Here is a 26,157-nt window from a genome sequence, read left to right on the forward strand (position 1 = left end):
TTCGCGCGGCCATGATCCGATATCTCCACCCACCGGTAGCCGTCTCGTCACAGCAGGATTGAGCCTCATGCAGTCCGACATCGACGCCCAGCTCAGCAACTTCTTCGAAGACACGCCCCCACGCGAGTTCGACGTGGTGCTACGCGGCTACGACCGGCACCAGGTCGAGGAGCACATCAAGCAGCTCGACAACGAGGTCCGCCAGAGCCGTGAGCAGGCCCAGGCGATGCAGCGCGAGCTGTCCGACGCGCATCGCCAGCTGCAGGAGCAGGAACGGCCCACCTACTCCGGCCTAGGCGCGCGCATCGAGCAGCTGCTCCGCCTCGCCGAGGAGCAGGCCACCGAGCTCGTGCAGGCTGCACGGTCCGAGGCCAACGAGATCAAGGCCGCGGCCAAGGTCGACGCGGCCGAGCTCCGCGCCACCGCCGAGAACGAGGCCGCCGAGCTCCGCGCCACCGCCCAGCGCGAGGGCGAGGACATGCGCAACATGGCCGAGCGCGAGGCCGAAGAGGTGCGCACGTCCGCCCGCCGCGGGGCCGACGAGCTGACCTCCACGACCGAGCGTGAGGTGGCCAAGCTGCGCGCCACCGCCGACCACGAGGTCGCCGAGAAGCGCGCCGCCGCCGAGCGTGAGATCGCCAAGCTCCGCACCACGACCGAGCGCGAGGTCGCCCAGCTGCGGGCGTCCACCAAGCGCGAGCGCGACGAGATCCTCACCACGGCCAAGCGCCAGGCCGACGAGATGCGGGCCCAGGCCCAGCGCATCCTCGAGGAGAGCGAGGCCCAGCGCGCCCAGGCCGAGGGCGAGTTCGAGATCCAGCTCGCGGCCCGCCGCGAGGAGGCCGAGCGCCAGGACAACGAGCGTCACGCCGCCGCGCAGAGCGCGACGCAGAAGCTCGTCGCCGAGGCCGAGCAGCGTGCCGCCTCCGCCGAGCAGCGCGCCACCAAGGCGACCCAGCAGGCCGAGCAGACCCGCCGCGAGGCCGACAACCACGCCAAGCAGCTGGTCGCCAACGCCCGCAAGAACTCCGACTCGGTCATCGCCGAGGCGAAGGCCCAGGCCGAGCAGCTCCTCTCGGACACCAAGTCCGAGGCCGAGAAGATGCGCACCACCGCTCAGCGCCAGGTCGACGAGCTCACTCGCCAGCGCGACAGCATCACCAGCCACCTCAACCAGCTGCGCCAGCTCATCGGCGGCGTCGCCACCCCGGGTGGCGACGAGGCCATCGCCGCGCCGCCGGAGAAGCCCGCGCTCGCCGCTGCCGACCCGAAGCCGGCCGCGCAGCCGAAGGCGCAGCAGCCCTCCCAGCAGCGCAAGAAGGACGACGAGGACGACTGGTGGCAGGAGTGACCATCAGCGCCCGCACCGAATAAAGCGGCGAATCCCGCAACACAGCGCGAGACGGCGGAAAGCCTAGAGGAGATTTCCTCTAGGCTTTTTGCCGTAATTTGGGGCACTTCACGGGAGGTGAAGGGTGCCTGAGGAGCTCTCTGAGAGCGACCGGCGCGCGGACCGGGGCCTGCTGGCCCGGGATCGCCGCCGTGCCAAGAAGTCGGCCGACCAGGACGGGGCCGACTCCGATACGGCCGATGCCGGAGCGTCGGAGACGGGCGAAGCGGGGAACGGGGCCGCATCCGGTGGATCGCAAGCAGATCCGAACGAGTCGGGTGCCGCGAAGACGGATCTTGTCAACCTCCGCCTATGGGCCCACCACCTGCGGAAGCGAGTCCCGTGGGAGCTCCGGCGCAAGGACTCTGACACGGTGGTCGACGGAGCGACGGCGGGCGCGAAGTCCGACGGCCCGGCCGCCGCCACGGCGGCCGAGGGAGCCGAGGACACCGCCGCTACATCCGGCGAAGCCACCAGGAGCACGGCCACCGCGGAAGCCGCCGAAGACACGGCCGACGAGGTCTCCGAAGAAGGCGGCGGGGGGCTCATACGGCGGCGCGGCCGGGTCGCCCAGGCGGATCCGGTCACCGACGTGAAGGCCCGGGAGCGCGAGGCGGGCGTGGACGAGTTGTTCCCGTTCGGGCGGCCCGGCCGGCCGCTCACCCGCAACCATCCGTTCGTCTTCGGCTTCTACGGCGCGCTCGGCGTGCTCGCCGCGTACATGCTGGTCCAGGCGTTCACCAACGCCCGCTCGGTCATCATCCTGATCGTCGTCGCGCTGTTCCTGGCCGTCGGCCTCAACCCGGGAGTCGAGGCGCTCGAACGCATCGGCGTCTCACGGCGGTGGTCGGTGCTGCTGGTGTTCCTGGCGCTGGTGGGATTCTTCGTCGGGTTCGGATTCGCCATCGTGCCGCCCCTGTCGGAGCAGACGACCGCGATCATTCACAATCTCACCAGCGGCCACGGCTACCTCGAACAACTGCAGAACAACCCGAAACTTCAGGACCTGGACAAGCGCTACCACCTGCTGGAGAAGGCCAGGTCGGCGCTGGAGAGCAAGGACCTGGGCACCCGCGCCGCGAACGGCGTCGTCGGAGTCGGCCAGATCGTCGTCAGCGGCGTCTTCAGCGCGCTGACCGTACTGATCCTCACGCTGTACTTCCTGAGCTCGCTGCCGAGCATCACCGGCTTCATGTACCGGCTGGCACCGCGGTCGCGGCGGGCGCGGGTGGCGCTCCTCGGCGACGAGATCCTCGCCCGGATCGGTGGGTACGTCGCGGGCAACCTGCTCATCTCGCTCATCGCCGGCGTGACGTCGTACATCTTCCTGTTGATCGTCGGCGTGCCGTACGCGCTCGCGCTCGCGCTGCTCGTGGCGATCACCGACCTGATCCCGCTGGTCGGCGCGACGATCGGGGCGGTCTTCGTGACCGGCCTGTCGTTCTTCTCCGGGCTGTGGGTCGGCATCGCCACCGCGATCTACTTCGTGATCTACCAGCAGGTCGAGAACTACATCGTCCAGCCGAGGGTCATGAAGCGGTCCGTCGACGTACAGCCCGCGGTGACGATCATCGCCGCGCTGATCGGCGGCGCGCTGCTCGGCGTGATCGGCGCGCTCCTCGCGATCCCGGCCGCCGCGGCGGTGGCGCTGATCCTGCGCGAGGTCGTGATGCCACGTCAGGAGGAGTCCTAGGGCGCCCGCACTGATCGACTCGGCGCCCCTCAGCGCACCGTACGGGTCAGGGCCGCGCCGAACTCGGTGACCGCGTCGTTGAACAGCTGCGGCTGCTCGACGGCGGTGAGGTGGCCGGACCCGGGGATCGTGATGAGCTCGGCGTCGGGCAGGGCATCGACCATGGTCCGGGCGTCGTCCTCGGTCATGAGGGCGTCCTCGGCGCCGTGCAGCACGAGGGTCGGCGTGCGGAACCCGGCGAGCGCGCCGACCGAGTCCGGGCGCGCGGCCATCGCGCGCTGCGCCCAGGCGGCGGCCGCCGGCGGCGTCGACTGCACCAGCCCGCGCACCCGGCCGTACACCAGGGCGCGGCTGCGCATCGTCGTCGGGCCGACCAGCCGCGGCAGCAGCTCCTCCAGGAGCACGTTGACGCTGCCCTCGGCCTCGATGCGTTCGGCGGTCCGGATGCGGGCCGCACGCGCGGCCTGGGCGTCCTCCGTGGCCTTCGTGTCGGCGAGGATGACGCCGAGGAGGCGGTCCGGATGCCGCCGGCCGAACGCCAGCGTCACGTACCCGCCCATCGACAGGCCGCCGACGATCGCGCGATCGATGTTCTTGGCGTCGAGCAGGGCCGCGACGTCGTCGGCCATGACGTCGATGGAGGGATCATCGCTACCGAGGGACGAACCACCGAATCCGCGCAGGTCAGGGGTGAGCACCCGGAATCGCGCCGCCAGGCCCTCCCGCTGCGCCAGCCACATGGCCGACGACAGCGGAAACGCGTGCAACAGCACCAACGGCGTCCCGCCACCGATGTCGCGGGTGTACAACTGCACGGTGCCCCTCCCCGTTCCGCAACGGACCCCATCGGGGCCAGCCGGCGAGTCCGCTCGGCGCGGACGGCCCGCCCCGGTCCGGCGCACGCCGGACCCCGCTCATCGTCACTCCTGATTCCCGTCCTGCCGAGAACCGTGGCCGTGATCGGTCTTCGACGTTTAGGGCGAACGGCCGGGCACCGTGGCCGGGGCTCTGGGGCGGCGGAGCCTAGAGGACCTCGGTGGGCAGCGGGTACGCCTCCGGCGCCACGTGTTTCACGATCTCGTTCAGCACGATTCGGACGTACGGCTCACCGACCCACAGGTGTTTGGCGCCGTCGACGCCCACCACCTCCGCCTGGGTCACCCGCTTGAACCTCTCCCGCGCCTCCGGCGGCCGCAGGTAGTCGTCGCGCTCGGGCACCAGCGCGACCAGCGGACGGCCGAACTCCGCCCACGCGTCCAGGTCGGCGTCGGTGGCGCGGTGCAGCGGCGGCGACAGCAGGATCGCCCCCTCCACCAGCGGGTCACGCCCCCACCGCAGCGCCAGCTCGGTGCCGAACGACCAGCCGAGGAGCCAGGTGCGCGGCAGGTCGTGGTACTCCGCCCACTCCAGGGCCGCCGCGACGTCGTACCGCTCGGCCTCGCCCTCGCCGAACTCACCCTCGCTCGTCCCGCGATCGCTGCTCGTCCCGCGCGTGTTGAACCGCAGGACGGCCAGACCGGCGAGCGCGGGCAGCCGGTACGACGCCTTGCGCAGCACGTGGCTGTCCATCATGCCCTCGGCCGTGGGCAGCGGGTGCAGGCACACGAGCGTCGCGACGGGCGGCCGGTCCTCCGGCACCGCGAGCTCGCCGACGAGCTTCAGGCCGTCGGCGGTCTGCAGTTCGATGTCCGTACGGCGCGCGGGCAGCACCGTGCTCGCCCGGATCTCCGCCATCGCAGTCCTTTCAGTAGCGCGGGCCGCGGCGGGACCGCTGGATCTTGGGCGCGCGGTGCAGCCGGTGTTCCCAGCAGGGCCGGTGCCAGTGGCGCCGGTCCTCCGGACCGCCACCCTCGGCCGGCCACGCGACGACGTGCCCGACGCCCGGGGGGATCTCCTGGTCGCACCCGGGGCAGCGGTAGGTCTTCGCGGCGCCGGCTGCGGGCCGGACGATCCAGTCACCGTCGGGCCCCTCTTCGATCCGCTGCGGACCGCCGAACGCACCCTGCCCGGTTTCCCGGGGCATGTCGCGCGTGCGGCGGTTTTTGCGCGGACTCATGCCGATCAGGGTACGGGCTGAGCCGGACACACCCGTCAGCGGAAGGTGGCCCCGGCGGTACGGAGCCGGTCCAGCAGCGGGGCGGGCGCGAACGCGGGATCGCGGTACTCCGTGTACAGCGCGCGCAGCACCTCCACGGCGCGGTCGAGCCCGATGCGGTCGAGGTCGGCGATCGGGCCGATCGGGTACCCGCAGCCGTGCGTCATCGCCGCGTCGATCGCGTCCGCGTCGGCGTACCCGGACTCGAGCATCCGCACGGCGTCGTTGAGGTACGGCACGCGCAGCGCGTCGACGATGAAGCCGGCCCGGTCCGCGGAGCGTACGGGACGCTTGCCGAGCCGGGTGAGGTACGCGGCGGCCCGCTCGGCGATCTCCGGGTCGGTCACGACGGTGCTCACCAGCTCGGCGAGCCCGCCCTCGGGGTCCGGCAGGTGCAGGCCCACGACGTCCTGCGGCCGGTCGGTGGCCATGGCCAGCTCGATGACCGGCACGGTGGCGCCGGTGGTGGCCAGCACCGCGCCCTTCCGCGCCACGTCGTCGACGGCGGCGAGCAGCGACCGCTTGACCGCGACGTCCTCGGCCACGGCCTCGACGATCAGATCGCGGTCGGCGAGCAGGGACAGGTCGGTGCCGCCGGTGACGCCTTCGCCGACGGCGTCGCGTACGGCGCGCGCCTTGTCGTCGTCGCCCGCGACGAAGCGGACGTCCGCCCCGGCGCGCTCGGCCGCCTGGATGACGGCGACGGCGAGCGGCCCGGACCCGGCGACGCCGACGCTGGGCGCGGCCCCCGGCTCCGTGCCGGGCTCCGCGGCCTGCTCCGGCCCGTCGTACGTGTAGAAGCCGCGGCCGGTCTTGCGGCCGAGCAGGCCGGCGGTGACGAGCCGCCGCAGGATCGGCGCGGGCGCGTGCCGCCGGTCGCGGGTCTCCCGGTAGATCGCCTCGCAGACCTCCAGCGACACGTCGAGGCCGATGAGGTCCATGAGCGTGAGCGGGCCCATCGGCAGGCCCGTGCTCGTCATCGCCGCGTCGAGGTCCTCACGCGTGGCGTACCCGGCCTCGTACATCCCGGCGGCCTGGTTGAGGTAGCCGAAGAGCAGCCGGTTCGCGATGAACCCGGCCCGGTCGCCGACGGTGACGGCGACCTTGCCGAGGCTCCCGACCAGCTCCTCCACGGCCGTGAGCGCCTCGGGCCGGGTGAGGACGGTGTGGATCACCTCGACCAGCTTCATGACCGGCGCGGGGTTGAAGAAGTGCACGCCGACGATCTGCTCGGGCCGGCCGGTGGCCGCCGCGATCTCGGTGACCGACAGCGAGGAGGTGTTGGTGGCGAGTACGGCGTCGGGGCGGCACACCGTGTCCAGCTCCTCGAACACCCGGCGCTTCAGGTCCAGCCGCTCGGGCACCGCCTCGATCACCAGGTCGCACTCGGCGAGCCCGGCGAAGGAGGTGCCGAGCTCGATCCGGCCGAGGATCGCCGCCTTGTCCTCCTCCGACAGCCGGCCGCGGCGTACGGCACGGCCCGTCGACCTCTCCAGGTTGTCCCGGCCACGCTGGAGCGCGTCGTTGTTCACCTCGACGCCGACGACGGAGTGGCCGCCGCGCGCCAGCACCTCGGCGATGCCCGCGCCCATCGTGCCCAGCCCGACGACTCCGACCCTGCTCACCGCTGCACTCATGCTCCGCAGTTTTCCAGACCGGCGCGATGCCGCCCATGACCGAGCGCAGCGAGGGAATCAAAAAGCGCGGTCCCGTGGTCACGCCTTCCGACGAAGGAGGGCCCATGACCGAGCGCAGCGAGGGAATCAAAAAGCGCGGTCCTGTGGTCACACCTTCCGACGAAGGAGGGCCCATGACCGGCGCCCGCCTGTATCGGGGGCCGGATTGTCCGAGGGGCCTGAGGGGCGGGCGCCGGGCGGCTAAGGTGGGCGACCGTGCGTCTCGTCATCGCCCGGTGCAGTGTCGACTATGCCGGCAAGCTCACCGCCCACCTGCCCATGGCCCCTCGGCTGATCCTCATCAAGGCCGACGGATCCGTCTCGGTCCACGCCGACGACCGGGCGTACAAGCCGCTCAACTGGATGAACCCGCCCTGCGTCCTCAAGGAGGAGGAGGGCAAGTGGACGGTCACGCACGGCAAGTCCGGTGAGCAGCTCATCCTGACGATCGAGGAGATCCTGCACGACACCAGCCACGAGCTGGGCATCGACCCGGGGCTGCAGAAGGACGGCGTGGAGGCCCACCTGCAGGAGCTGCTCGCCGAGCACATCACGACGCTGGGCGACGGCTGGAAGCTGATCCGCCGGGAGTACCCGACCGCGATCGGCCCGGTCGACATCCTCTGCCGCGACGAGGCGAACGCCACGGTCGCCATCGAGATCAAGCGACGCGGCGAGATCGACGGCGTCGAGCAGCTGACCCGCTACCTGGAGCTGCTCAACCGCGACCCGCTCCTGGCCCCGGTCCGCGGCGTGTTCGCCGCCCAGGAGATCAAGCCGCAGGCGCGCGTGCTGGCCGCGGACCGCGGCATCGGCTGCGTGACGCTCGACTACGACGCCCTGCGCGGCATCGAGCGCGACGACACGCTGTTCTGAGCCGGCGTCGGTCAGTCTCCGACAAAAAGATCAGCGTGCTGGGTCTCGGCACGATGGGCACCGCGATCGCTCGCGCATGGCACGCCGCCGGATACCAGGTGACCGGCTGGAACCGCACCGCGAGCCGAGCCGCGCCTCTCGCCGCCGAAGGCGCGAAGGTCGCCGCGACGGCTCGTGAGGCGGTCGCCGCGAGCGACCTCGTGGTCGCCTGCCTCCTCGACGGCGCCTCCGTCGGTACGGCCCTCACCGACGCCGACCTGGCCGGAAAGGACCTGGTCAACATCACCACCAGCACCCCGGGTACGGCGCGGGACCGCGCCGAGTGGGCGGCCGGACGCGGCGCCCGCTACCTGGCCGGCGGGATCATGGCCGTCCCCCCGATGATCGGTGCCCCGGAATCCGGCGCCTACGTCTTCTACAGCGGTTCGCCGGAGCTGTTCGCGGACCGTCACGACGCGCTGGCCGTCCCGGCGGCCACCCGGTACGTCGGCGCGGACCCCGGCGCGGCCGCCCTCCACGACGTGGCGCTGCTGAGCGCGATGACCGGCATGTTCGCCGGGGTGTCACACGCCTTCGCGCTCATGCGCGGGACGCGGGTCGCGCCCAAGGAGTTCGCGGCCCTTCTCGTCGAATGGCTCACCGCCATGGCCGGCTACGCGAACGGGGTCGCCGTGCACCTGGAGACCGGCGACTACCCCCTGGGGGCACCTCGAACCTCGCCATGATGGTGCGGGCCAACGAGACGCTGCTTCGCACCGCCGAGGAACAGGGCGTCAGCCCCGAGTTGCTCAGGCCGTTCCTGACGCTGATGGAGCGCCGCCTCGCCGACGGGCACGGTGACGAGGGCACCACGGGCGTGGTCGACCTGCTGCTGCGCTGAGCCGTCCCCCGGATCCCGGCTCCGGTCTAGGCGGTGAGGTCGGCCGCGTGGTCGCGGGCCCACTGGGCGAACGTACGGGCGGGCCGGCCGGTGACCGCCTCGGCGGTCGGCATCGGGGGGTACTCGGAGGCGTCGCCGCGCGGTGCCGCGTCCGGTTCGACCTCCTGGCCTTCGTAGTCGGTGAAGCCGAGCAGGAAGTCGGCGTTCGCCGCGGCGAACCCGCCCATGGCCCGGTAGAGCTCCCGCGCCTCCTCCCGGCCGATCCGGTCGAGACGGACGTCGCGGCCCACGGCGGCGGCGATGGCGGCGACCTGCTCCCGCCGGGTGATCCACTCCGGCCCCAGGACGGTGTACGCCGCGCCGGCGTGGCCGTCGTGGAGCAGCGCGCACACGGCGACGTCGGCGACGTCCCGCTCGTGCACGGGGATCCCGCCCTGCTCGGGGAGCGGGTCGCGCACGACGTTCTCCGCGCGGATCGACTCGCCCCACAGCCAGAGCCGGTTCAGCATGAACTCACCGGCGCGCACGTGGGTCCACTCCAGCCCCGACTCCTCCACGGCCCGCTCCACCGGCAGGTGGAAGCCCGTGTCCAGGCCGGCGGTCACGGCTCCCGAGGACAGCACCACGATCCGCCGTACTCCCGCGCGTTTCGCCCGGTCGACCACGTCCTGGGCGGTCTCGGGGTGCGGGAACAGGTACAGGCGCTCGACACCGGTCAGCGGCCCGGCCAGCGTCGCCGGATCGGCGAGGTCCCCGTACCGGGCCTCCACGCCCTCGGGGAACCGGGCCTCGTCCGGGCGGCGGGTGATCACTCGCACCCGCTCCCCGGCCTCCACGAGCCGCTCGACCACGATCCGCCCGATGTTCCCGGTGCCGCCGGTGACCAGGATCGTCATGACCCCTCCTCATTCTCGTATGCCCTACGGGAATATTAACCGTACGGCATACGAGAAATTAGGATCAAGTCATGACGGTGGAACACAGCGGCGGCGGTGACCCGGAGCGGACGCTGGCGCTGCTGTGGCGCGACCGCGCCGCCGGGCGGACGGACGGCAGGCCGCCCCGCGGACGCCGGCCCAAGCTGACGGTCGACCAGATCGTCCGCGCCGCGCTGGCGGTGGCGGACCGCGAGGGCCTGGCGTCCATGTCGATGGTCCGGGTCGCGGACGAGGCCGGCGCCGGCACGATGTCGCTCTACACGTACGTGCCGGGCAAGGCGGAACTGATCGACCTGATGGTCGACGCGGTGCTCACCGAGCGCGACCTGCCCGGCCCGGGCGATCAGCGGCCCGAGGGGTGGCTGGAGCAGATCGAGCTGTACGCGGAGCGCACCCGCGCGGCGTACCGGCGTCACCCCTGGCTGCGGGAGATCTCCACGGTGCGGCCTCCGCTCGGCCCCGGCCTGATGGCCCAGCAGGAGTACCTCCTGTCCGCGCTGTCCGGGATCGGCCTGTCACCCCGGCAGATCACGGCGGCGGCCGGAACGATCGTCACCTTCGTCCACGCGGCCGCGGCGGCCGAGGCGGAGTACGAGCAGTTGGAGCGGACGGGCGAGTCGGCGGCCGACTGGTGGGCGGCGCGCGGGTCGTTCTGGGAGGACTATTTCGACGTGACCCGGCATCCGACGATCGCGAGGCTCTGGCGCGAGGGCGGCTTCGACGCGGGCACCAAGGGCGCGAACGCCGAGGCGTACGAGTTCGGCCTCCGGCGGCTGCTGTCCGGCATCCAGGCGGCCGTGGAGCAGGCCCGCGACGAGCCCGCCCGCCCCTGACGGCGGAATACCTGCCGTCAGCCGTCAGGAATCTCCAGCAGGATCGTCACCTATGACAAAGCACGCAGCGGGAACCTTCGTCCTCGACGCCTTCGACGCCGGCGAGCCGTACGACGTCCACCAGGAGACCAAGATCGCCCGGGTGCACGTCGAGAAGACCTTCAGCGGCGATCTCACCGGCACCAGCACGGCCGAACTACTCACGGTGGCCACGGGAGAGACCCCGCGAGCGTACGTGGCGATCGAGCGGTTCGAGGGCACGCTGGACGGGCGCAAGGGAGGATTCGTCCTCCAGCACAACGCCGGCGGCGAGAACGGCGAACCCTGGCTCTCCTGGAAGATCACCGAAGGCACGGGCACCGGCGACCTGGCAGGCATCACGGGCGAGGGCCGAATCGTCATCGGCCCCGACGGCGGCCACTCCTACACCCTCGACTACAAAATCGCCTGAGCCCAGCGGACAACCCGCCCCGCCCGGCACCCGGCCCGCCCGGGACACGGCCCGCCCGGGACACGGCCCGCCCGGGACACGGCCCGCCCGGGACACGGCCCGCCCGGGACACGGCCCGCCCGGGACACGGCCCGCCCGGGACACGGCCCGCCCGGGACACGCCCCGCCCGCCCTGGGGCTCCAGCCCACTTCCATTGTCCAGTGCTCGGGCTCGCCGTAGGAAGGTGGCGGGGCCACCTGTGGAAAACCTCTGGCGTGCGTACGGCCGGGTAACCTGCGGGGCATGCCGCAGGCTTCCCAGGTCCGTCAACGGATCGTGAACGCCGCCGAGGAGTGCTTCGCGCGGTACGGCGTCGCCAAGACCACGGTCGAGGACATCGCGGCGTCCGCCGGGCTCTCCCGGGCCACCGTCTACCGCAGCTTCGCCGGTGGGCGGGACGAGGTGATCCTGGCCGTCGTCCTGCGTGACCTGCGCCGTTTCCTCGACCGGCTGTCGGAGCGGCTGCGGCATGAGCGGTCGGTGCCGGACGCGATCGTCGAAGGCGTCGTGGACGCCGTCGCGTTCATCCGCGGGGAGCCGCACGTCGCCGCGCTGCTGGCGCCCGACGCGGCCGGGCACACGCAGGCCGCGGTCGTCGGCGGCGCCGAGCGGCTGCTGCACCTGTGCTCCGACTACGTACGGCCGCACTTCGACGCCGCTCAGCGGGCGGGAACCCTCCGGGCGGACATCACCGTTGAAGGAGCGGTGGAGTTCCTTTTCCGCATCATCTCCTCGATGATCGTCATGCCGCGCGAGGATGAGCCGCGCGAGTTCCTCCGCACCTACGTCGTGCCCGCCCTGGCAGAGAGCAGCTGAAGAGTTCACCGATGAGCAACGTCACCGCCCTGCGGTCCTCCGTGCGGCCCAGCCCCATCTTCCTGTTCGTCGTCGGCCTGTTCGCCCTGTCCGGCCTGGCCACCTGGCGGTACGGCACGGACGTGGGGCACGCGGCCCGGTTCCTGCTGTTCGTCTTCGTGGTGTCCGGCTGGATCGTGTCCCTGTGCCTGCACGAGTTCGGGCACGCGTTCTTCGCCTGGCGTTCGGGCGACCGCAGCATGGCCACCAAGGGTTATCTCACGCTCAACCCGTTGAAGTACACGGACATGGCGCTGAGCTTCCTGCTGCCGGTGCTGTTCCTGCTGCTCGGCGGCATCGGCCTGCCCGGCGGCGCGGTCTACATCGACCGGGGGGCGATCCGCGGCCGGCTGCGGCACAGCCTGATCTCGGCGGCCGGCCCGCTCGCCAACCTCGCCTTCGCGATCGTCCTGGGCGTCGTGCTGACACAGCTCGCGACGAGCCTGGACCACGCCCTGTTCTGGAGCGGTCTGGCGTTCCTGGCGTTCTTGCAGGTCACCGCCGCGGTGCTCAATCTCCTGCCGGTGCCGGGCCTGGACGGCTTCGGCATCGTCGAGCCGTACCTGCCGCGCAGCTGGGTGGCCCAGGCGAACCGCGTCGGCGGCTACGCGTTCATCGCCCTGATGGCGCTGCTGTGGATCGGCCCGGTGAACCGCGCGTTCTTCTCGGTCATCTACCACCTGACCGACCTGTTCGGCATCAACTCCGACCTCACCACGGTCGGCCACGCGCTGTTCCAGTTCTGGCAGAAGGTCGGGCTGGGCTGAGGTGTCCGTCGTTCGGTGGACACCGGAATGACCGGTTCGTCGATCGCGTGAGGCGCCGGCCGCCGCGACGCTGGCGGTATGGACGAAACGGCGGTGCGCATCCGCGGTCTGCGCAAACGGTACGGCGACGTCGACGCGGTGGACGGCGTCGACCTGGACATTCCCCGGGGTGAGGTGTTCGCCCTGCTCGGACCGAACGGGGCGGGCAAGAGTACGACGGTCGAGATCCTCGAGGGACACCGGCGGCGGACCGGCGGTGAGGTCGCGGTGCTCGGCGCCGACCCCGGGCGGCCGACGCGGCGCTGGCGGGCCCGTATCGGCATCGTGTCGCAGACCTCGGAGGAGCGGCCCCAGCTCACCGTACGGGAGACGGTGCGGCACTACGCCGCCTACTACCCGGCCCCACGCGATCCCGACGAGGTGATCGAGGCGGTCGGGCTGACCGAGAAGGCCGGCGCGCGCCTGGCGCGGCTGTCCGGCGGACAGCGGCGGCGCGTCGACGTCGCGCTCGGCATCGTCGGCGACCCCGAGCTGCTCTTCCTGGACGAGCCGACGACCGGCTTCGACCCGGACGCGCGCCGGCAGTTCTGGAAGCTGATCGAGAGCCTCGCCGGAGACGGCACGACGATCCTGCTGACGACCCACTACCTGGACGAGGCCGAGGCCCTCGCGGACCGGGTCGGCGTGATCGCGCGCGGACGGCTCGTCGAGGTCGGCACGCCGCGGGAGCTGGGCGGCCGTGCCACCGCGAAGGCGCACGTGAGCTGGACGAGCCCCGAGGGTCCGCGGACGCTCGAGACCCACTCCCCCACCCAGGTCGTGGCCGAGCTGAGCCAGAAGTTCGACGGCGAGGTCCCGGAGCTGACGGTCACCCGGCCCACCCTGGAGGACACCTACCTCACCATGATCGGAGCGGCGCGATGACCGCCCAGGCGATGCCGTCCACCCTGCGGATCGGGCTCTCGCGCGGCGCACTGGAGCTGAGGACCTTCATGCGCGACCGGGAGGCGGCGGCCTTCACCTTCGCGATGCCGATCGTCCTCATGCTCATCTTCGGCACCATCTTCAAGGGCGAGATCAAGGGCACGGGCGTGGACTTCCGGCAGTACTTCGCCGCCGGCATCATCGCGAGCGGGATCGCCTCGACCACGTTCATCAGCCTCGGCGTCGGCATCGCGCAGGAGCGGGACGACGGCACGCTCAAACGCCTGTACGGCATGCCGATGCCGCCGGCCGCGTACTTCATCGGCAAGACGATCACGGCGCTGGTGCTGTCGGTGGCCGAGACGGTGGTCCTCTTCCTGCTCGGCCACGTGATGTTCGGGCTGAACCCGCCGGGCACGCCCGAGCGCTGGTTCACCTTCGTCTGGGTGTTCGTGGCGGGCGTGACCGTCTGCACCCTGCTCGGCATCGCGGTGAGCAGCGTGCCGCGCTCGGGCCGGGGCGCGGCGGCGGTGCTCAACGTGCCGTACCTCGTGCTGCAGTTCATCTCCGGCGTGTACTTCACCTTCACCGAACTGCCGAAGGGCGTGCAGGACGCCGGCGCGGTGTTCCCGCTGAAGTGGATCTGCCAGGGCCTGCGGTCGGCGCTGCTGCCCGACACCCTGCTGCCGGTCGAGCCCGCGCACGCGTGGGAGCACGGCAGAATCGCACTGGTGCTGGCGGCCTGGGCTGTAGCAGGCTTCGCACTGTGCCTGACGACCTTCCGCTGGAAGCGACGCGACGACGGATGAGCGGCGAAGACGCGTGGGAGCTGGGACTCGGGCGGTGGGAGGCGTACTTCGCCCTGGTCCTGGCCTCCACGGTCCTCTATGTGACGACGGAGAACGGCTCGTGGCCGGACGGCCCGATCGCGGTCGCTCTCCTGTTCGCCATGGTCCCGTGGTACCTCTTCCTCGGCCGGCGGCTGCTCGGCGCGGAGCGGGGCGGGATGCTGCCGTACGTGTACGTCGCCGGGCTGGTCGTCCTGTCCTCCGCGGCGTCGTCGGCCGTGCCGGAGAGCGCGCTGATCCTGTTCGCGCTCTGCCCGCAGTGCTACATCATCGGCGAGTGGTGGCGCGCGAGCATCGCGGTGATGCTGCTCAACGCCGCTCCGGCCGTACGGTTCCTGCGGGACGTGCACAGCGGCGGCTCCTTCGCCTCGTTCCTGACCTGGACGGTCGTCAGCATCACCTTCTCGGTGTTCTTCGGCCTCTGGGTGGAGCGCATCATCCGCCAGAGCACCGAACGCCGGGAGCTGATCGAGCAGCTGGAGGCGACCCGTACGGAGCTGGCCGAAGTGAGCCGGGAGGCCGGGGCCATGGCCGAGCGCGAACGCCTCGCCGCCGAGATCCATGACACGCTCGCGCAGGGCTTCACCAGCATCCTGATGCTGGTGCAGGCGGCCGAGCCGCGCATCGACTCCGACCCGGAAGAGGCGAGGCGGCAGCTCGGCCTGGCCGTCCGTACCGCGCGGGAGAACCTCGCCGAGGCCCGTGCCCTCGTGGCCGCGGTACCGCCCGCCGCCCTCGGCGACTCGTCGCTGGACGAGGCCGTACGCCGGCTGTCGGACCGCCTGGGAGAGGAACTGGACGTGGACACCGAGTGCGTCGTCTCCGGCGAGCCGCGCCGGCTGGCCGCCCGGACGGAGGTGGTCCTGCTGCGCGCCGCGCAGGAGGGCCTGGCGAACGTCCGCAAGCACGCCAAGGCCGGTCGCGTGGAGATCACGCTGCACTACGCCGAGACGGCGGTACGCCTGGAGGTCCGCGACGACGGCCGGGGCTTCGACCCGGCGACGGCGAGCGGCTTCGGCCTGCGCGGCATGCGGGACCGCGCCGGGCAGGTCGACGGCACCGTACGGATCGTCAGCCGGCCCGGCGAGGGCACCTCGATCAGCGTGGAGGTACCGGCGTGATCAGGATCCTGCTGGTGGACGACCACCCGGTCGTACGCGAGGGGCTGCGCGGCATGCTCGCGGCAGAGGACGACCTGGAGGTGGTGGCCGAGGCGGGCGGCGCCGCCGAGGCGGTCGCGGCGGTGCGCGCGCACGAGCCCGACGTGGTGCTGATGGACCTGCGCATGCCCGGCGGCGACGGGGTGGAGGCGACCTCGCGGGTGCTCGTCCAGCGTCCGGGGACGCGGGTCGTGGTGCTGACGACGTACGAGACCGACGCGGACATCCTGCGCGCCGTCGAGGCGGGCGCGGCGGGCTACCTGCTCAAGGACGCGTCGCGGACCGAGCTGGCCCAGGCGATCCGCGCGGCGATGCGGGGCGAGACCGTACTGGCGCCGTCGGTCGCGGCCAAGCTGGTGTCCCGGATGCGCTCGCCGGTGGAGCTGTCGCGGCGCGAGATCGAGGTGCTGCGGCTGGTCGCCCGCGGCCGCACCAACGCCGAGATCGGACGGGAACTGCTGATCAGCGAGGCGACGGTCAAGACCCATCTCCTGCGGACGTTCGGCAAGCTGGAGGTGTCCGACCGTACGGCCGCGGTCACCGCCGCGCTCGCACGCGGCATCCTGCCCCCGCCAGGCGGGTGAACGGCGACCGGCACGCCGGCCGCCGAGACGCTAACATCAGCCTTCGGATCGCGGCATTCACGGTTATGCGGACGGCGAGGTCATGACTGGAGAACAGCCCTTTCACGAGCTTTCGTCGGCCGACGTGATCGACACGCTGCCCGTCATCGTCGCCGTGGATGACGACGACGGCCACACGATGGGACTGTTCTCCGGTGCGGACGGCGCGGCGGCGCTGCGGCAGATCCCGGTCGACGCGCTCAAGGAGAACCTCCGGCGCACCATCGGCTCCCTGCGGGCCGTCTTCGACGAGCTGGCGGCCGAGGCGGGCGATCTGCCCCTCAAGGAGGCCCAGATCGGGCTGGAGGTCTCGGCCGAGGGCGGCGTCCAGCTCGTCGGCACCGCCAAGGTCGGCGCCAAGGCCGCGATCACTCTGGTCTTCGGCCGCTGAGACCGGCGCGATGGACCGGTTCCGCGCGCTGCTGCTGGGTGTCGCCGAGTACGACGACCAGGGCATCAAAGACCTCCCCTTCGTCACGGACGACCTGGTCAACGTCGCGATGGCGCTGGAGTCCCGCGGATTCTCCACCGACATCCCCGGCGACGGCGGCCGGCTGGGCCAGATCCGGATCAGGACCGAGGTCAGCCGTTTCCTGGCCACCGCCCGCGAGGGCGACACGCTCCTGGTCTACCTGAGCGGTCACGGCGCCCACGGCGACGGCGTCGACTACCTGCTCCCCAGCGACGCCGACCTGCGCTGGCTCCGGCTCGCCGACGTGGCCGTCCCCCTGACCGCGTGGGGATCCGCGATCGACGGCAGTCCCGCGGCCGGCATCGTCTTTCTCGTGGACGCCTGCCGGGAGGGTTTTCACGAGAACACCAAGTCGGTCGCGGCACGCACCGCGTGGGCCCCGGAGAAGATCGCGAGATCGGCCCGGCGGAGCGTCGCCTGGCTGTTCCCCTGCTCACCGGGCGAGGTCGCCCGGTACGTCCCGGACGAGCCGGAGGGCAAGCCGTTCAGCCTGTTCGCGCGCGCCGTCGAACGCACGGTCGCCGAAGGATCGACGTCCACCACCCTGGCGCGGTTCGCCGACGCGCTCGCCGACCACATGACCGCGCTCACCACCGAGCACCGCCTCCCGCCCCAGCGGATCCGGCTGGCCGGCGAGGCGGACCACGACGCGTTCGTACTGCTCCCCGGCCTGCCCTCCGCCGACCACGAGGCCGACGACTGGGTCGCGGCGGCGACCGCGCACGTCGCGTGGCAGAAGGCCGACGGCGCGCACGGGTACGAGTCGCTCCGCGACGACGTCATCGCGCTGGTGCGCACGCTGGCGGCCGAACGCCGGACGGCCGGGGCGCGGCTGACGGCCGACCCGTGGGACGACACGCGGTTCGCCCTGCGGATGACCGAGCGGATGAATTTCATCCTGGGCTCGCTGCTGACGGACCTGCGCCTGTCGGCGGCGGAGGCGGCCCTGCTCGTCGCCCTGCCGTTCGTCCATGACGCCCACTGGGCGCGGGTGGCGGCCGGCGCGAGCGCGGTGCGGCCCGCGGACCTGACGGACGGCGCCGCGCCGGTCCCGGAGCGGGAGGCGTTCGAGGCCTACGCGCGGAAGCATCCCCGCCTCCTGCGCCGCGCGGCCGGTGCCGCCCAGACCGGCGATCGGGAGGTGGCGGGCCAGATCGGCTGGTGGTTCCTGCACCGCTGGATCACCGGACGGGCCGACGCGCTCACGCCTCGGGCGGTCGGCGCGTCGCTCCCCGGAGGCGCGGCGGGCGGCCCCCTCGCCAAGGAGGTGCTGTCCGCCGACCGGCTCAGCGAGATGATCCGGATGCTGTACGCCGATCCGGGCTTCATCGCCCGCACGGACCGGCCGCAGGGGCTGTCCTCGACCCTCGTCATCGCCCCGGGCCGCATCGGCGAACAGCGGCTCCGCGAACGCATGGTGAGCTACCTGCTGGTCGTCGCGCACCGCCTGGCGATCGAGGTCACGCGCCTGCCCGCCGTGGTCATCGAGCACGCCGGAATCGCCCACCCGGTCGTACCCGCGGCCGTGAAGCAGGCGCTGGAGGAGGCGCGCTGGGAGCCCAGGGGCGCCGGGCGGGCGCTGCGGGCGGCCTGCCCGCATCCCGCGGTCGAGGTCGCGCTCAGAGAGCACGTCACCGCGCTGGAGCGGCTCCTCACCGACATCAAGAACTCCGACGACCCGTCCCTCCGAACCCTCGAAGGCCTGCCCGGCCACGTCGACGCCGCGCAGGTACGGGCGGCCGAGGTCGACGGGACGGCCGCCTACACCTCGGCCGGCATCCGGTTCCAGCTCGACGAGGAACGCGTGCAGGAACTCCTCATGGGCGAGCAGCTGTACGGCGACGTGAACCTGGCCATCCGGGAGATCTACCAGAACGCCCTCGACGCCTGCCGCTACCGGCAGGCGCGCACCGAGTACCTGGGGCGCACCGGAACGGACCTGCCCGAGTGGACGCCGCGCATCCGGTTCACCCAGGGCATCGACGACCAGGGCCGCCCGTACATCGACTGCGAGGACAACGGCATCGGCATGGAGGTCCGCGAACTCCGCGACGTCTTCGCGCAGGCGGGCGGCAGGTTCGCCGAGCTTCCGGAGTTCATCGAGGAGCAGGCGGAGTGGGAGGCGCTGGAGGATCCGGTGCGGCTCTACCCGAACAGCCAGTTCGGGATCGGGGTGCTGAGCTACTTCATGCTCGCCGACGAGATCACGGTGACCACCTGCCGCCTCGGCCGGGACGGCACCCCGGGCCGCCGCCTGCGGGTCTCCATCGCCGGACCGGGCACCCTCTTCCACATCCAGTCCCACGGCCCGGGCACGGACGCCGGCACCGTCGTACGGCTCCACCTCCGCACCACCGGCGACCAGAGCCCCGTGTCATGCACCGTGATCCTGAGCCAGGTGCTCCGCTACTCGGAGTTCCGGACGGACGCGGCGGATGGAGCGTTCGTCGAGCGGTGGGAACCCCGCCGGCTGCGGGACTCACGTGACGACGCGCTCCATCCCGTGGAGGGCACGTCCGTGTGGTGGTGCGACGGCCAGGGCGCCGTGCTGGCCGACGGGCTGAACACGCTCGAGGACTGCTTCGGTGTCATCGTCAACCTGACCGGCGAGAACACTCCGCAGCTCTCGGTCGACCGCACGCGGCTCCTCGAATCCGCGCGGAACCGGAAGATCCTCACCCGCGTGTTGTCAGGCGCGGTCCACGTCTTCGCGGAGCCCGACCGCGCCTTCCCCACCTTCGACTGGCTCTGCGAGTTCGCGGAAGAGCAGCCGGTCGTCGCCGACCTGGCCTTTCACACGATCGTCGAGTCCGGGCGCGCGCTCACCCCGTGCGGCTGGGACCTGGACACCACCGCACTCGGGTTGTTCGCTCCCGATCGGCACCTCATGCGGCCGCACCGCTCCTATCGCAGGCCGGAGTACGCCCTTCGCAGCCAGGCCCGACGCCGCGAGACGCGGGGCGCGGAGCCCCTGCCGGACCACCTGGTCGCGTGGCGGGTGGCGGCCATCGAGTCGGCGCGTGGCACCCGACCCTCCGCGCCGGGCGTACGGGCGCGCCCCTCGGACGCGAACATCCTGGACACCGAGCCGCGACAGGGCTACCTCGCGCATGGGCGGGAACACTGCTGGCTGCCCGTCGACGCCCCCGTTCCCACCCATCACATCGTCACGGCGGCGGCGCACACCGGGTACTCCATCGGCGAGGTGGCACGTCGTCTCGGCGAACTGGGATACGACGTCCCCGCCATCGCCGACTCCATGGGAGACGCCGAGCCGGCCGATCTCATCCTGCTCAGCCGCGACCTCGACGGCGTCTGGCCATGGCTACGCACCCACGACGGCGACGCGACCCCGATTCCCGTCGACATCGGACACATCATCGCCGCCGCCGCACAACTGGGCCGGCCGATCAGCCAGGTCACCGACCGGCTGGAGGCCTTCGGATTCACCATGCCGGCCGAGCCGCCGGGCACCGACAACGCCGAACCGGCGGACCGCATCCTGCTCAGCAGGCATCTGGAGGGCGGGGCTCCCTGGCTGAGGCGGTACGACGAAGCGGGCCGGCCGATCCAGGTACCCGCGGGTCACGTCATCGCCGCCGCGGCACAGCTGAACCGCGACGTCGGCCGCGTCGCCGCGCGTCTGGCGGAGTTCGGCTTCACCGTCCCCGACGACCTGGTGGACGGCGGACCGGTCCCACCGGAGGATCGCCGGTTGATCAGCCAGAGCCTGGACGGGCGCCCCCCGATGCGGTCCGGGACAGCGATCGTCCCGATCGGGCACGTGATCCTCGCCTCGCAACGGCTCGGGCTGAGCGTCGGCGAGGTGGCCCGGCGCCTGACCGGACTCGGATTCGACGTCCCGGAGTCGCTCGACCAGGCGAGCGTGCCCGACCTCGCGATCGTCAGCGTGAACTGTGACGGCGAGGCGCCCTGGCTGTCCATGGAGCACCGGGTCCTCTCCTGGCAGGTGATCGAAGCGGCCAGGAGTACCGAACGTCCGGTGGGCGAGGTCGCGGGACGTCTCGCGGAGCTGGGAGTCCACGTCGCCGCCGGGCTGCCGGACGCCGGAGAAACCCAGCCGGGAGACCACCTCATCGTCACCCGGAATCTGACGGGAGACGGCCCGGTTCTGCGCCAGTGGGACGACGACGGTGTCCCCATTCCCGTCTCCGCTGGCCACGCCGTCGCCGCGGCCGAGCGGCTGGAATGTTCCATCGGAGCGGCCGCGCGCCGGCTCGCCCAGCTCGGGTACCTGGTGCCGCCGCACCTGCTCGACCTCGGCGCGCTGCGACCCGGTGACCGCGTGCTCATCAGCCGGGACCTGACCGGTGAATGGCCCTGGCTCCCCGACGAGGTCGTCCCGGTGGGCCATCTGGTCACGGCCGCTGAGCGGTCGCGCCGGACGACGGCGGAGGTGGCCTTCCGTCTCGAGGAGCTCGGCTTCGCGCTTCCGCCTCTTCCGGGGAGACGGGTCGACACGAACGACCTCATCCTGATCAGCCGCGAACTCGCCGTTCTGCCGTCGCCCGACGCGCTCCACTCACGCCGTAACAGCGACTGCGGCTGGTGGCTGCGCCAGGAGGCGTCGGTACCGCTCTGGAACCTGGTCGCCGGCGCCGCCCAGACGAACCTCCCCATCCCGGATATCCGGGATCGTCTGCGGTCGCTCGGCTTCGATGTTCCGGAGACGCCCTTCCCCGAGGACGTGTGGTCCTTTCCCGGCGGCTAGCTCTGGTGGCCGTACTCGGGGTAGCCGTAGCCGACGACGTTGTCGGTGCTCCGGGTGCGGATCTTCACGGCGTCGTCCGTGTTGCCCTCGACGGTGCGGATGGTGCCGTCGTGGTTGTCCTTGATGACCATGCCGACGTGGTCGATGTCGCCGATCGACCTGCTCCCGCTCCAGGAGAAGAACACGACCGCGCCGGGCTTGGGGACGGTCCCCCAGCGGCCCTGGTCCTGGAACCACCGGGCGTGCGACGGGGTGAACGCGTCGCCGCCCATCCCCTTGACGCCGGCCTGGACTCCCACCCAGGACACGAACATGTCGCACCAGCTGGCGTTCGCGTAGTCGCCGACCGACCCGCCGTCCCGCTCCACGCCGGCGCGGGCGTACGGCGAGGACATGAACCACTCGTTGAACTTGCTGCCGCCGGCGGCGTTCTCCGTGGTGCCGACCTGGGAGACGGCGACCTTCAGCGCGTCGGCGGCGGTGGGGAGGGGGCGCTGGATCCCGACGACCGCCGCGATCACGATGGTCACGGCCGCGACGAACGCCATGACGCCGGCGACGACGACGGCGAGGCGCCCGCGCAGCGGCATGGCGAGACGCCCGCGGAACGGGTCCGCGAGACGCTCGCGGAGGGGGATCGCTGCGTATCGGGGGGAAAGGGACACGAGGGCACTCCTTGGCTTCCCGCCGCATCCGGGATCAGGGGACGGAGAGAAGACGATCTACGGCACGAGGGATGTGCTCAACCGAGGACTTGCGGGTGACTCGGAGGTGAACCGCAAGATTTATCGCAACGTAGCAAGACAAAAGCCCTGGTCAGCGGCCCTGGGATGTGATACGGGCCACATTCTCGCTTCTCGCCGTCACGGTGGGGAAACGCGTGATGCCTGGGGCGTACGTTGCTCCGGCCGGGGCCCGGAACAGCCAGGCCAGGCCGGATCGGTTGCGGTAATTTTACGAACAACAGAATCTCCTTCTAGTGGGTGGTGGCGATGACAGCGACCATGGATGCCGAGACCACGGAGAGCTTCCAGTCCCTCAGCCCGGCGACCGGCGAGATCGTCGGCGAGCATCCGGTCCACGGGAAGGAGGCGGTCGACGCCGCGATCGAACGCGCTCGCGACGCGGCCGTGTGGTGGGCCGGCCTGGGATGGAAGGAACGCCGGGTCCGCCTGCTGAACGTCAAGGGCGCGCTCACGCGGTCGCTCAACCGGGTCGCCACCCTCATCCACCGGGAGACCGGCAAGCCGATCGAGGACGCGCAGCTCGAGGTGGTGCTGGCCATCACCCACCTCGACTGGGCCGCGCGGAAGGCGGAGAAGGTCCTCGGGCCGCGCCGGCTGTTCCCCGGCCTGTTGTCGATCAACCAGAAGGCCGTCCTGGAGTACCAGCCGCTCGGCGTCGTCGGCGTCATCGGACCGTGGAACTATCCGCTGTTCACGCCGATGGGCTCGATCGGGTACGCCCTCGCGGCGGGCAACGCCGTGGTGTTCAAGCCGTCGGAGTACACCCCCGGTGTCGCGACGCTGCTCGCCGAGATCGTCGCCAGCATCGTGCCCGAGCAGCCGGTCCTGCAGGTCGTGACCGGCTTCGGCGAGACCGGCGCGGCGCTGGCCGGCGGCGCCGTGGACAAGATCGCCTTCACCGGCTCGACGCCGACCGCTCGCAAGGTGATGGCCGCCTGCGCCGAGCGCCTCACCCCGATCGTGGCCGAGTGCGGGGGCAAGGACGCCTTCATCGTCGACGCCGACGCGGACGTCGACGGCGCCGCGGACGCCGCGCTGTGGGGCGCGATGTCGAACGCCGGCCAGACGTGCGTGGGAGTCGAACGCGTCTACGTGGTGGACAGCGTGTACGAGACGTTCGTCGACAGGCTGACCGAGCAGGCGCGGGCCCTGCGCCCCGGCGAGGACCGCGGCGCGTCGTACGGACCGATCACCATGCCGGGCCAGCTCGGCATCATCAAGCGCCACATCGACGACGCGGTCGCCCAGGGCGGCAAGGCCGTCGTCGGCGGCCCCTCGTCGGTGAAGGAGCCGTACGTCGAGCCGGTGATCCTCCTCGACGTGCCGGACGACTCGTCGGCGGTGTGCGAGGAGACGTTCGGGCCGACCATCACCGTGCACCGGGTCAAGAGCGTGGACGAGGCCGTCGCCCGCGCCAACGCGACCCCGTACGGCCTGGCGGGCACGATCTTCTCGGGCAGCAGGTCGGCCGCAATGAACGCCGCACGGCGCCTGCGCAGCGGCATGACCTCCATCAACGGGGTGATCGCCTTCGCGGCCATCCCCGCGCTGCCGTTCGGCGGAGTCGGCGACTCGGGCTTCGGCCGCATCCACGGCGCGGACGGCCTCCGCGAGTTCGCCCGCGCGAAGTCGATCACGCGGCAGCGGTTCTCGTCGATGAACCTGACCTCGTTCCAGCGCAGCGACAAGGACATGGCCAGGGCGCTGCAGCTGGTCAACCTGCTGCACGGAAAACGCTACAAGTGACGCCCTGGCCGCCGTGCCTTCGGACGCGGCGGCCCCGGCACTTTTGTCCCATGTCTTGGTCTAAGGCCCCACCTGAGGCCCCGGGATAGTGCATAGTCCCCATGTGGGAGTGGCCGCCTTAGCCCGACGCTTGCAGGGCGGGCACCGGACGAGGTCTGCGCACCGCCGTCGAATCCCGCTCTGGTTGGGACGCCCTCCGGCCGGACGGGGTTCGTCGCCGGTGCGCAGCTCCGTACGCGAGCCCGGCGTTCCGATCGTCCGCTCCCACGCGGAACTCAGCGCTCGGGCGGCACCTGCGCGGCCCGGCCTTCTCCGGAACCGGCGGAGTCCAGGCGGCACACGCTCGCGATCTCCGGCATCAACTCGGCGAACGGCAGCGGACGTACGGCCTGCTGCATGAGGGTGCCGAGCAGGTACGAGAACAGCGCGTGGGCACGCCCGGGCGGGTCGTCGACCGGGATGTCGGCCAGCAGGTCGCGAAGCACACCGATCATCGCCTGGTGCATCCGGTCGATCGGCTCGAGACGGGACTTCTGTCCCACGTCCACCCAGTAGCTGAACCACAGCAGTGCCGCGTTCGGCCGCTCGGCGAATATCTCCAGGTACGTCCGGACAGCGGCCCAGAAGCGGTCGACCGGCCGCTCGTGCTCGTCCGCGGCCGCGCGGATGCGGTCGAGGCACCCGCTCATGTGACGCGCCATCGCACCGTCGATGATCTCGTCCATGTCATCGAAGTAGTAGTGGATCGCGCTCTTGGTCAGCGGGCTGGCGTCGGCCACCGCGCGCGCCGTGCACGCGGCCAGGCCGTCGCGCGCCAGGACCTCCTTGGCCGCTTCGATGATCTGCTCCTGCTTGGCGCGCTGATTCGGCGACCACCGCCTCGCCCGGTTTTCCGAGGATGACCCCATGAGGCAGGAGCGTACTCGCTCGTTGCATTATCAGGACGCGTGTCCTAATGTTCGGGACGCGCGTCCTGATTTACGTGTGCGGACGCCACCGCACCGACGAAGAGAGGCAGTCGTGGCCCAACCGTTCTTCTTCATGGACCTCCGGACCGGCGACCTTGAGGTCTCGCGGCGTTTCTACGCCGAGTTGTTCGGCTGGACGGTCGCCGACGTCCCGGCCGGACCCGTCACCGTTCCGATGTTCGTCGACGCCGACGGCCCGTGGGGAGGCGTCACGCAGCTCGCCGACGGCGACGATCGCCGGCCGCAGTGGATCCCGTACGCGCTGGTCACCGACCTGAAGGACGCCGTCGAGCGCGCGACGGAGCTCGGCGCGACCATCGTGCGGCCGCGGGTGGACCTCCCGGCCGGTTCCGTGATCGTCATCGAGGATCCCGAAGGCGCCACGATCGCCCTGTGGGAACACGCTCCCGCCGCGAGCAGGTCATGACGCACCGCCCCGGCTACTCCTGCGCGCTCCCGCCGACGGCCGATGTCGTCGGCCGGGCCAGGCTCGCCGAGCGGCTCGGCTACCGGCGTGTCTGGCTGTTCGACTCACCGGCGCTTCACGGCGACATGTGGGTGGCGCTCGCGCGCATCGCGGCCGAGACCGATCGGATCGGGCTCGCCACCGGTGTGGCCGTACCGAGCCTGCGGCACCCGATGGTGACCGCGTCGGCCATCGGCTCCGTTCACGAGCTCGCGCCCGGCCGGTTGGCCGTCGCCTTCGGGACCGGCTACACGGCCCGGCACGCTCTGGGAACGAAGCCCATCACCTGGGCCGACCTCGCCCGCCATGTCCGGCAGGTGCGGGCGCTGCTCAGCGGCGAGGTCGTCGACATCGACGGCCGGCCGGGGCAGATGATGCACCTTCCCGGCCTCGGACCTCCGCGGCCGATCGACGTGCCCCTGTGGGTGGCGGCCTCAGGCCCGAAGGGATTCGCCACCGCACGGGACCTCCATGTGCCACGCGTCGTCATGACCGGCATGCCACCGGAAGGTGATCATGGCTCCCGCCTCGACTGGACGGAGTGCGCGCTGCTCAGGTTCGGCACGGTCCTGCGGCCGGGTGAGGATCACACCAGCCCGCGCGTCATCGAGGCCGCCGGCCCCGGCTATGCCAGCATCGTTCACGCCACGTGGCAGAGCGCCGGGGAGGCCGTCGACGCCATGCCCGGCGGCAAGGAGTGGCGTGCCGCGATCGAAGCCGCGCGGCCCGAGGGCCAACGCCACCTCATCGCCCATCAGGGTCACCTTTCCCGGCTGACCGAACGCGACCATCCCCTCGTCACCGCGGCGGGACCGGCGATCCTCAAGTACGGCTGGACAGGTGACGCCGCGTCCATCGCCGCCCGGTTCGACGAGGTCGGCACCGCCGGCGTCACCGAGGTCGTGTACGTCCCGGCCGGTCCGGACGTCCCCGGCGAGCTCGAGGCGTTCGCCGAGGCGGCCTGCTCGTAAGCCGGAC

25 protein-coding genes are annotated in these 26,157 nt (G+C 71.7%); 18 read left to right on the forward strand and 7 right to left on the reverse strand.

Annotated elements, in window-relative coordinates; translation table 11 throughout:
• The first annotated feature begins 67 nt into the window (after positions 1 to 67).
• Both ACQEV1_RS45430 and ACQEV1_RS45435 read left to right on the forward strand, forming a co-directional pair.
• On the forward strand, positions 68 to 1,351 hold the full coding sequence (locus tag ACQEV1_RS45430; RefSeq protein ID WP_285579724.1) for a DivIVA domain-containing protein: 1,284 nt from the start codon (positions 68 to 70) through the stop codon (positions 1,349 to 1,351).
• A gap of 412 nt (positions 1,352 to 1,763) precedes the next feature.
• The gene (locus tag ACQEV1_RS45435) at positions 1,764 to 3,083 is read left to right on the forward strand and encodes an AI-2E family transporter (protein WP_285626494.1); all 1,320 of its coding nucleotides are present in this window, start codon (positions 1,764 to 1,766) and stop codon (positions 3,081 to 3,083) included.
• A 29-nt stretch (positions 3,084 to 3,112) separates the two neighbouring features.
• Here ACQEV1_RS45435 and ACQEV1_RS45440 read toward each other — a convergent pair whose 3' ends face one another.
• The 4 genes from ACQEV1_RS45440 to ACQEV1_RS45455 all read right to left on the reverse strand — a co-directional run bounded on the left by ACQEV1_RS45440 (position 3,113) and on the right by ACQEV1_RS45455 (position 6,815).
• Positions 3,113 to 3,898 (reverse strand): alpha/beta fold hydrolase, encoded by a 786-nt coding sequence (locus ACQEV1_RS45440; RefSeq protein ID WP_433403426.1) that lies wholly within the window; start codon positions 3,896 to 3,898, stop codon positions 3,113 to 3,115.
• A gap of 208 nt (positions 3,899 to 4,106) precedes the next feature.
• A complete protein-coding gene (locus tag ACQEV1_RS45445) occupies positions 4,107 to 4,817 on the reverse strand; it encodes an alpha/beta hydrolase (RefSeq protein WP_285579719.1) in 711 nt (236 codons plus the stop codon).
• A gap of 10 nt (positions 4,818 to 4,827) precedes the next feature.
• The gene (locus ACQEV1_RS45450; protein ID WP_285579718.1) at positions 4,828 to 5,139 is read right to left on the reverse strand and encodes an ATP/GTP-binding protein; all 312 of its coding nucleotides are present in this window, start codon (positions 5,137 to 5,139) and stop codon (positions 4,828 to 4,830) included.
• 35 nt (positions 5,140 to 5,174) lie between these two features.
• The gene (locus ACQEV1_RS45455; protein ID WP_433403429.1) at positions 5,175 to 6,815 is read right to left on the reverse strand and encodes a 3-hydroxybutyryl-CoA dehydrogenase; all 1,641 of its coding nucleotides are present in this window, start codon (positions 6,813 to 6,815) and stop codon (positions 5,175 to 5,177) included.
• Positions 6,816 to 7,070: 255 nt separating this feature from the next.
• Here ACQEV1_RS45455 and nucS point away from each other — a divergent pair, with 255 nt between their 5' ends.
• From nucS to ACQEV1_RS45470, 3 genes are read left to right on the forward strand one after another with little or no spacing between them, the layout of a single operon-like run.
• Positions 7,071 to 7,730, forward strand: coding sequence for an endonuclease NucS (nucS, locus tag ACQEV1_RS45460; RefSeq protein WP_433403432.1), 660 nt, complete (start codon positions 7,071 to 7,073; stop codon positions 7,728 to 7,730).
• Between the two features lie 35 nt (positions 7,731 to 7,765).
• Positions 7,766 to 8,455 (forward strand): NAD(P)-dependent oxidoreductase, encoded by a 690-nt coding sequence (locus tag ACQEV1_RS45465; RefSeq protein WP_433403435.1) that lies wholly within the window; start codon positions 7,766 to 7,768, stop codon positions 8,453 to 8,455.
• Positions 8,455 to 8,610: a hypothetical protein gene (locus tag ACQEV1_RS45470; protein ID WP_433403438.1), complete on the forward strand. Its 156-nt coding sequence runs from the start codon at positions 8,455 to 8,457 to the stop codon at positions 8,608 to 8,610. Before ACQEV1_RS45465 ends, ACQEV1_RS45470 begins: the two co-directional genes overlap by 1 nt.
• 26 nt (positions 8,611 to 8,636) lie before the next feature.
• On the opposite strand, the gene ACQEV1_RS45475 is transcribed toward ACQEV1_RS45470, so the two are convergent.
• Entirely contained in the window at positions 8,637 to 9,506 is an 870-nt protein-coding gene (locus tag ACQEV1_RS45475) for an NAD(P)H-binding protein (RefSeq protein ID WP_285626484.1), read from the reverse strand.
• Between the two features lie 71 nt (positions 9,507 to 9,577).
• On the opposite strand from ACQEV1_RS45475, the gene ACQEV1_RS45480 reads away from it, so the two are divergent.
• The 10 genes from ACQEV1_RS45480 to ACQEV1_RS45525 all read left to right on the forward strand — a co-directional run bounded on the left by ACQEV1_RS45480 (position 9,578) and on the right by ACQEV1_RS45525 (position 21,253).
• Complete coding sequence (locus ACQEV1_RS45480; protein ID WP_285626481.1) at positions 9,578 to 10,381, forward strand: TetR/AcrR family transcriptional regulator; 804 nt, start codon at positions 9,578 to 9,580, stop codon at positions 10,379 to 10,381.
• Between the two features lie 52 nt (positions 10,382 to 10,433).
• Positions 10,434 to 10,832, forward strand: a complete 399-nt coding sequence (locus ACQEV1_RS45485; protein ID WP_285626479.1) for a DUF3224 domain-containing protein — start codon at positions 10,434 to 10,436, stop codon at positions 10,830 to 10,832.
• Between the two features lie 283 nt (positions 10,833 to 11,115).
• Positions 11,116 to 11,688 carry a TetR/AcrR family transcriptional regulator gene (locus tag ACQEV1_RS45490; protein WP_285579705.1) on the forward strand — a complete coding sequence of 191 codons (573 nt, stop codon included), beginning with the start codon at positions 11,116 to 11,118 and terminating at the stop codon, positions 11,686 to 11,688.
• A gap of 11 nt (positions 11,689 to 11,699) precedes the next feature.
• Positions 11,700 to 12,494 (forward strand): site-2 protease family protein, encoded by a 795-nt coding sequence (locus tag ACQEV1_RS45495; RefSeq protein WP_285579703.1) that lies wholly within the window; start codon positions 11,700 to 11,702, stop codon positions 12,492 to 12,494.
• Between the two features lie 78 nt (positions 12,495 to 12,572).
• Positions 12,573 to 13,418: an ABC transporter ATP-binding protein gene (locus tag ACQEV1_RS45500; protein ID WP_433403443.1), complete on the forward strand. Its 846-nt coding sequence runs from the start codon at positions 12,573 to 12,575 to the stop codon at positions 13,416 to 13,418.
• Positions 13,415 to 14,227, forward strand: coding sequence for an ABC transporter permease (locus ACQEV1_RS45505; RefSeq protein WP_285579699.1), 813 nt, complete (start codon positions 13,415 to 13,417; stop codon positions 14,225 to 14,227). Before ACQEV1_RS45500 ends, ACQEV1_RS45505 begins: the two co-directional genes overlap by 4 nt.
• A complete protein-coding gene (locus ACQEV1_RS45510) occupies positions 14,224 to 15,387 on the forward strand; it encodes a sensor histidine kinase (RefSeq protein ID WP_285626474.1) in 1,164 nt (387 codons plus the stop codon). The genes ACQEV1_RS45505 and ACQEV1_RS45510 overlap by 4 nt, the downstream gene beginning before the upstream one ends.
• Entirely contained in the window at positions 15,384 to 16,010 is a 627-nt protein-coding gene (locus ACQEV1_RS45515; protein ID WP_285579697.1) for a response regulator, read from the forward strand. Before ACQEV1_RS45510 ends, ACQEV1_RS45515 begins: the two co-directional genes overlap by 4 nt.
• A gap of 82 nt (positions 16,011 to 16,092) precedes the next feature.
• Complete coding sequence (locus tag ACQEV1_RS45520; RefSeq protein ID WP_433403448.1) at positions 16,093 to 16,440, forward strand: Pepco domain-containing protein; 348 nt, start codon at positions 16,093 to 16,095, stop codon at positions 16,438 to 16,440.
• Positions 16,441 to 16,450: 10 nt separating this feature from the next.
• Complete coding sequence (locus ACQEV1_RS45525; RefSeq protein WP_433403451.1) at positions 16,451 to 21,253, forward strand: HD domain-containing protein; 4,803 nt, start codon at positions 16,451 to 16,453, stop codon at positions 21,251 to 21,253.
• On the opposite strand, the gene ACQEV1_RS45530 is transcribed toward ACQEV1_RS45525, so the two are convergent.
• Positions 21,250 to 21,918, reverse strand: coding sequence for a CHAP domain-containing protein (locus ACQEV1_RS45530; protein WP_285626468.1), 669 nt, complete (start codon positions 21,916 to 21,918; stop codon positions 21,250 to 21,252). The genes ACQEV1_RS45525 and ACQEV1_RS45530 overlap by 4 nt on opposite strands.
• A gap of 327 nt (positions 21,919 to 22,245) precedes the next feature.
• Here ACQEV1_RS45530 and ACQEV1_RS45535 point away from each other — a divergent pair, with 327 nt between their 5' ends.
• Positions 22,246 to 23,745, forward strand: coding sequence for an aldehyde dehydrogenase family protein (locus ACQEV1_RS45535; RefSeq protein WP_433403455.1), 1,500 nt, complete (start codon positions 22,246 to 22,248; stop codon positions 23,743 to 23,745).
• Between the two features lie 275 nt (positions 23,746 to 24,020).
• On the opposite strand, the gene ACQEV1_RS45540 is transcribed toward ACQEV1_RS45535, so the two are convergent.
• Positions 24,021 to 24,653, reverse strand: a complete 633-nt coding sequence (locus ACQEV1_RS45540) for a TetR/AcrR family transcriptional regulator (protein ID WP_433403457.1) — start codon at positions 24,651 to 24,653, stop codon at positions 24,021 to 24,023.
• 112 nt (positions 24,654 to 24,765) lie between these two features.
• Here ACQEV1_RS45540 and ACQEV1_RS45545 point away from each other — a divergent pair, with 112 nt between their 5' ends.
• Positions 24,766 to 25,140 (forward strand): VOC family protein, encoded by a 375-nt coding sequence (locus ACQEV1_RS45545; RefSeq protein ID WP_433403460.1) that lies wholly within the window; start codon positions 24,766 to 24,768, stop codon positions 25,138 to 25,140.
• Positions 25,107 to 26,150 carry an LLM class flavin-dependent oxidoreductase gene (locus ACQEV1_RS45550; RefSeq protein ID WP_433403463.1) on the forward strand — a complete coding sequence of 348 codons (1,044 nt, stop codon included), beginning with the start codon at positions 25,107 to 25,109 and terminating at the stop codon, positions 26,148 to 26,150. Before ACQEV1_RS45545 ends, ACQEV1_RS45550 begins: the two co-directional genes overlap by 34 nt.
• The last annotated feature ends 7 nt before the right edge of the window (positions 26,151 to 26,157 follow it).

This window comes from Actinoallomurus sp. CA-142502, from assembly GCF_050936355.1.
Classification (GTDB): domain Bacteria; phylum Actinomycetota; class Actinomycetes; order Streptosporangiales; family Streptosporangiaceae; genus Actinoallomurus; species Actinoallomurus iriomotensis.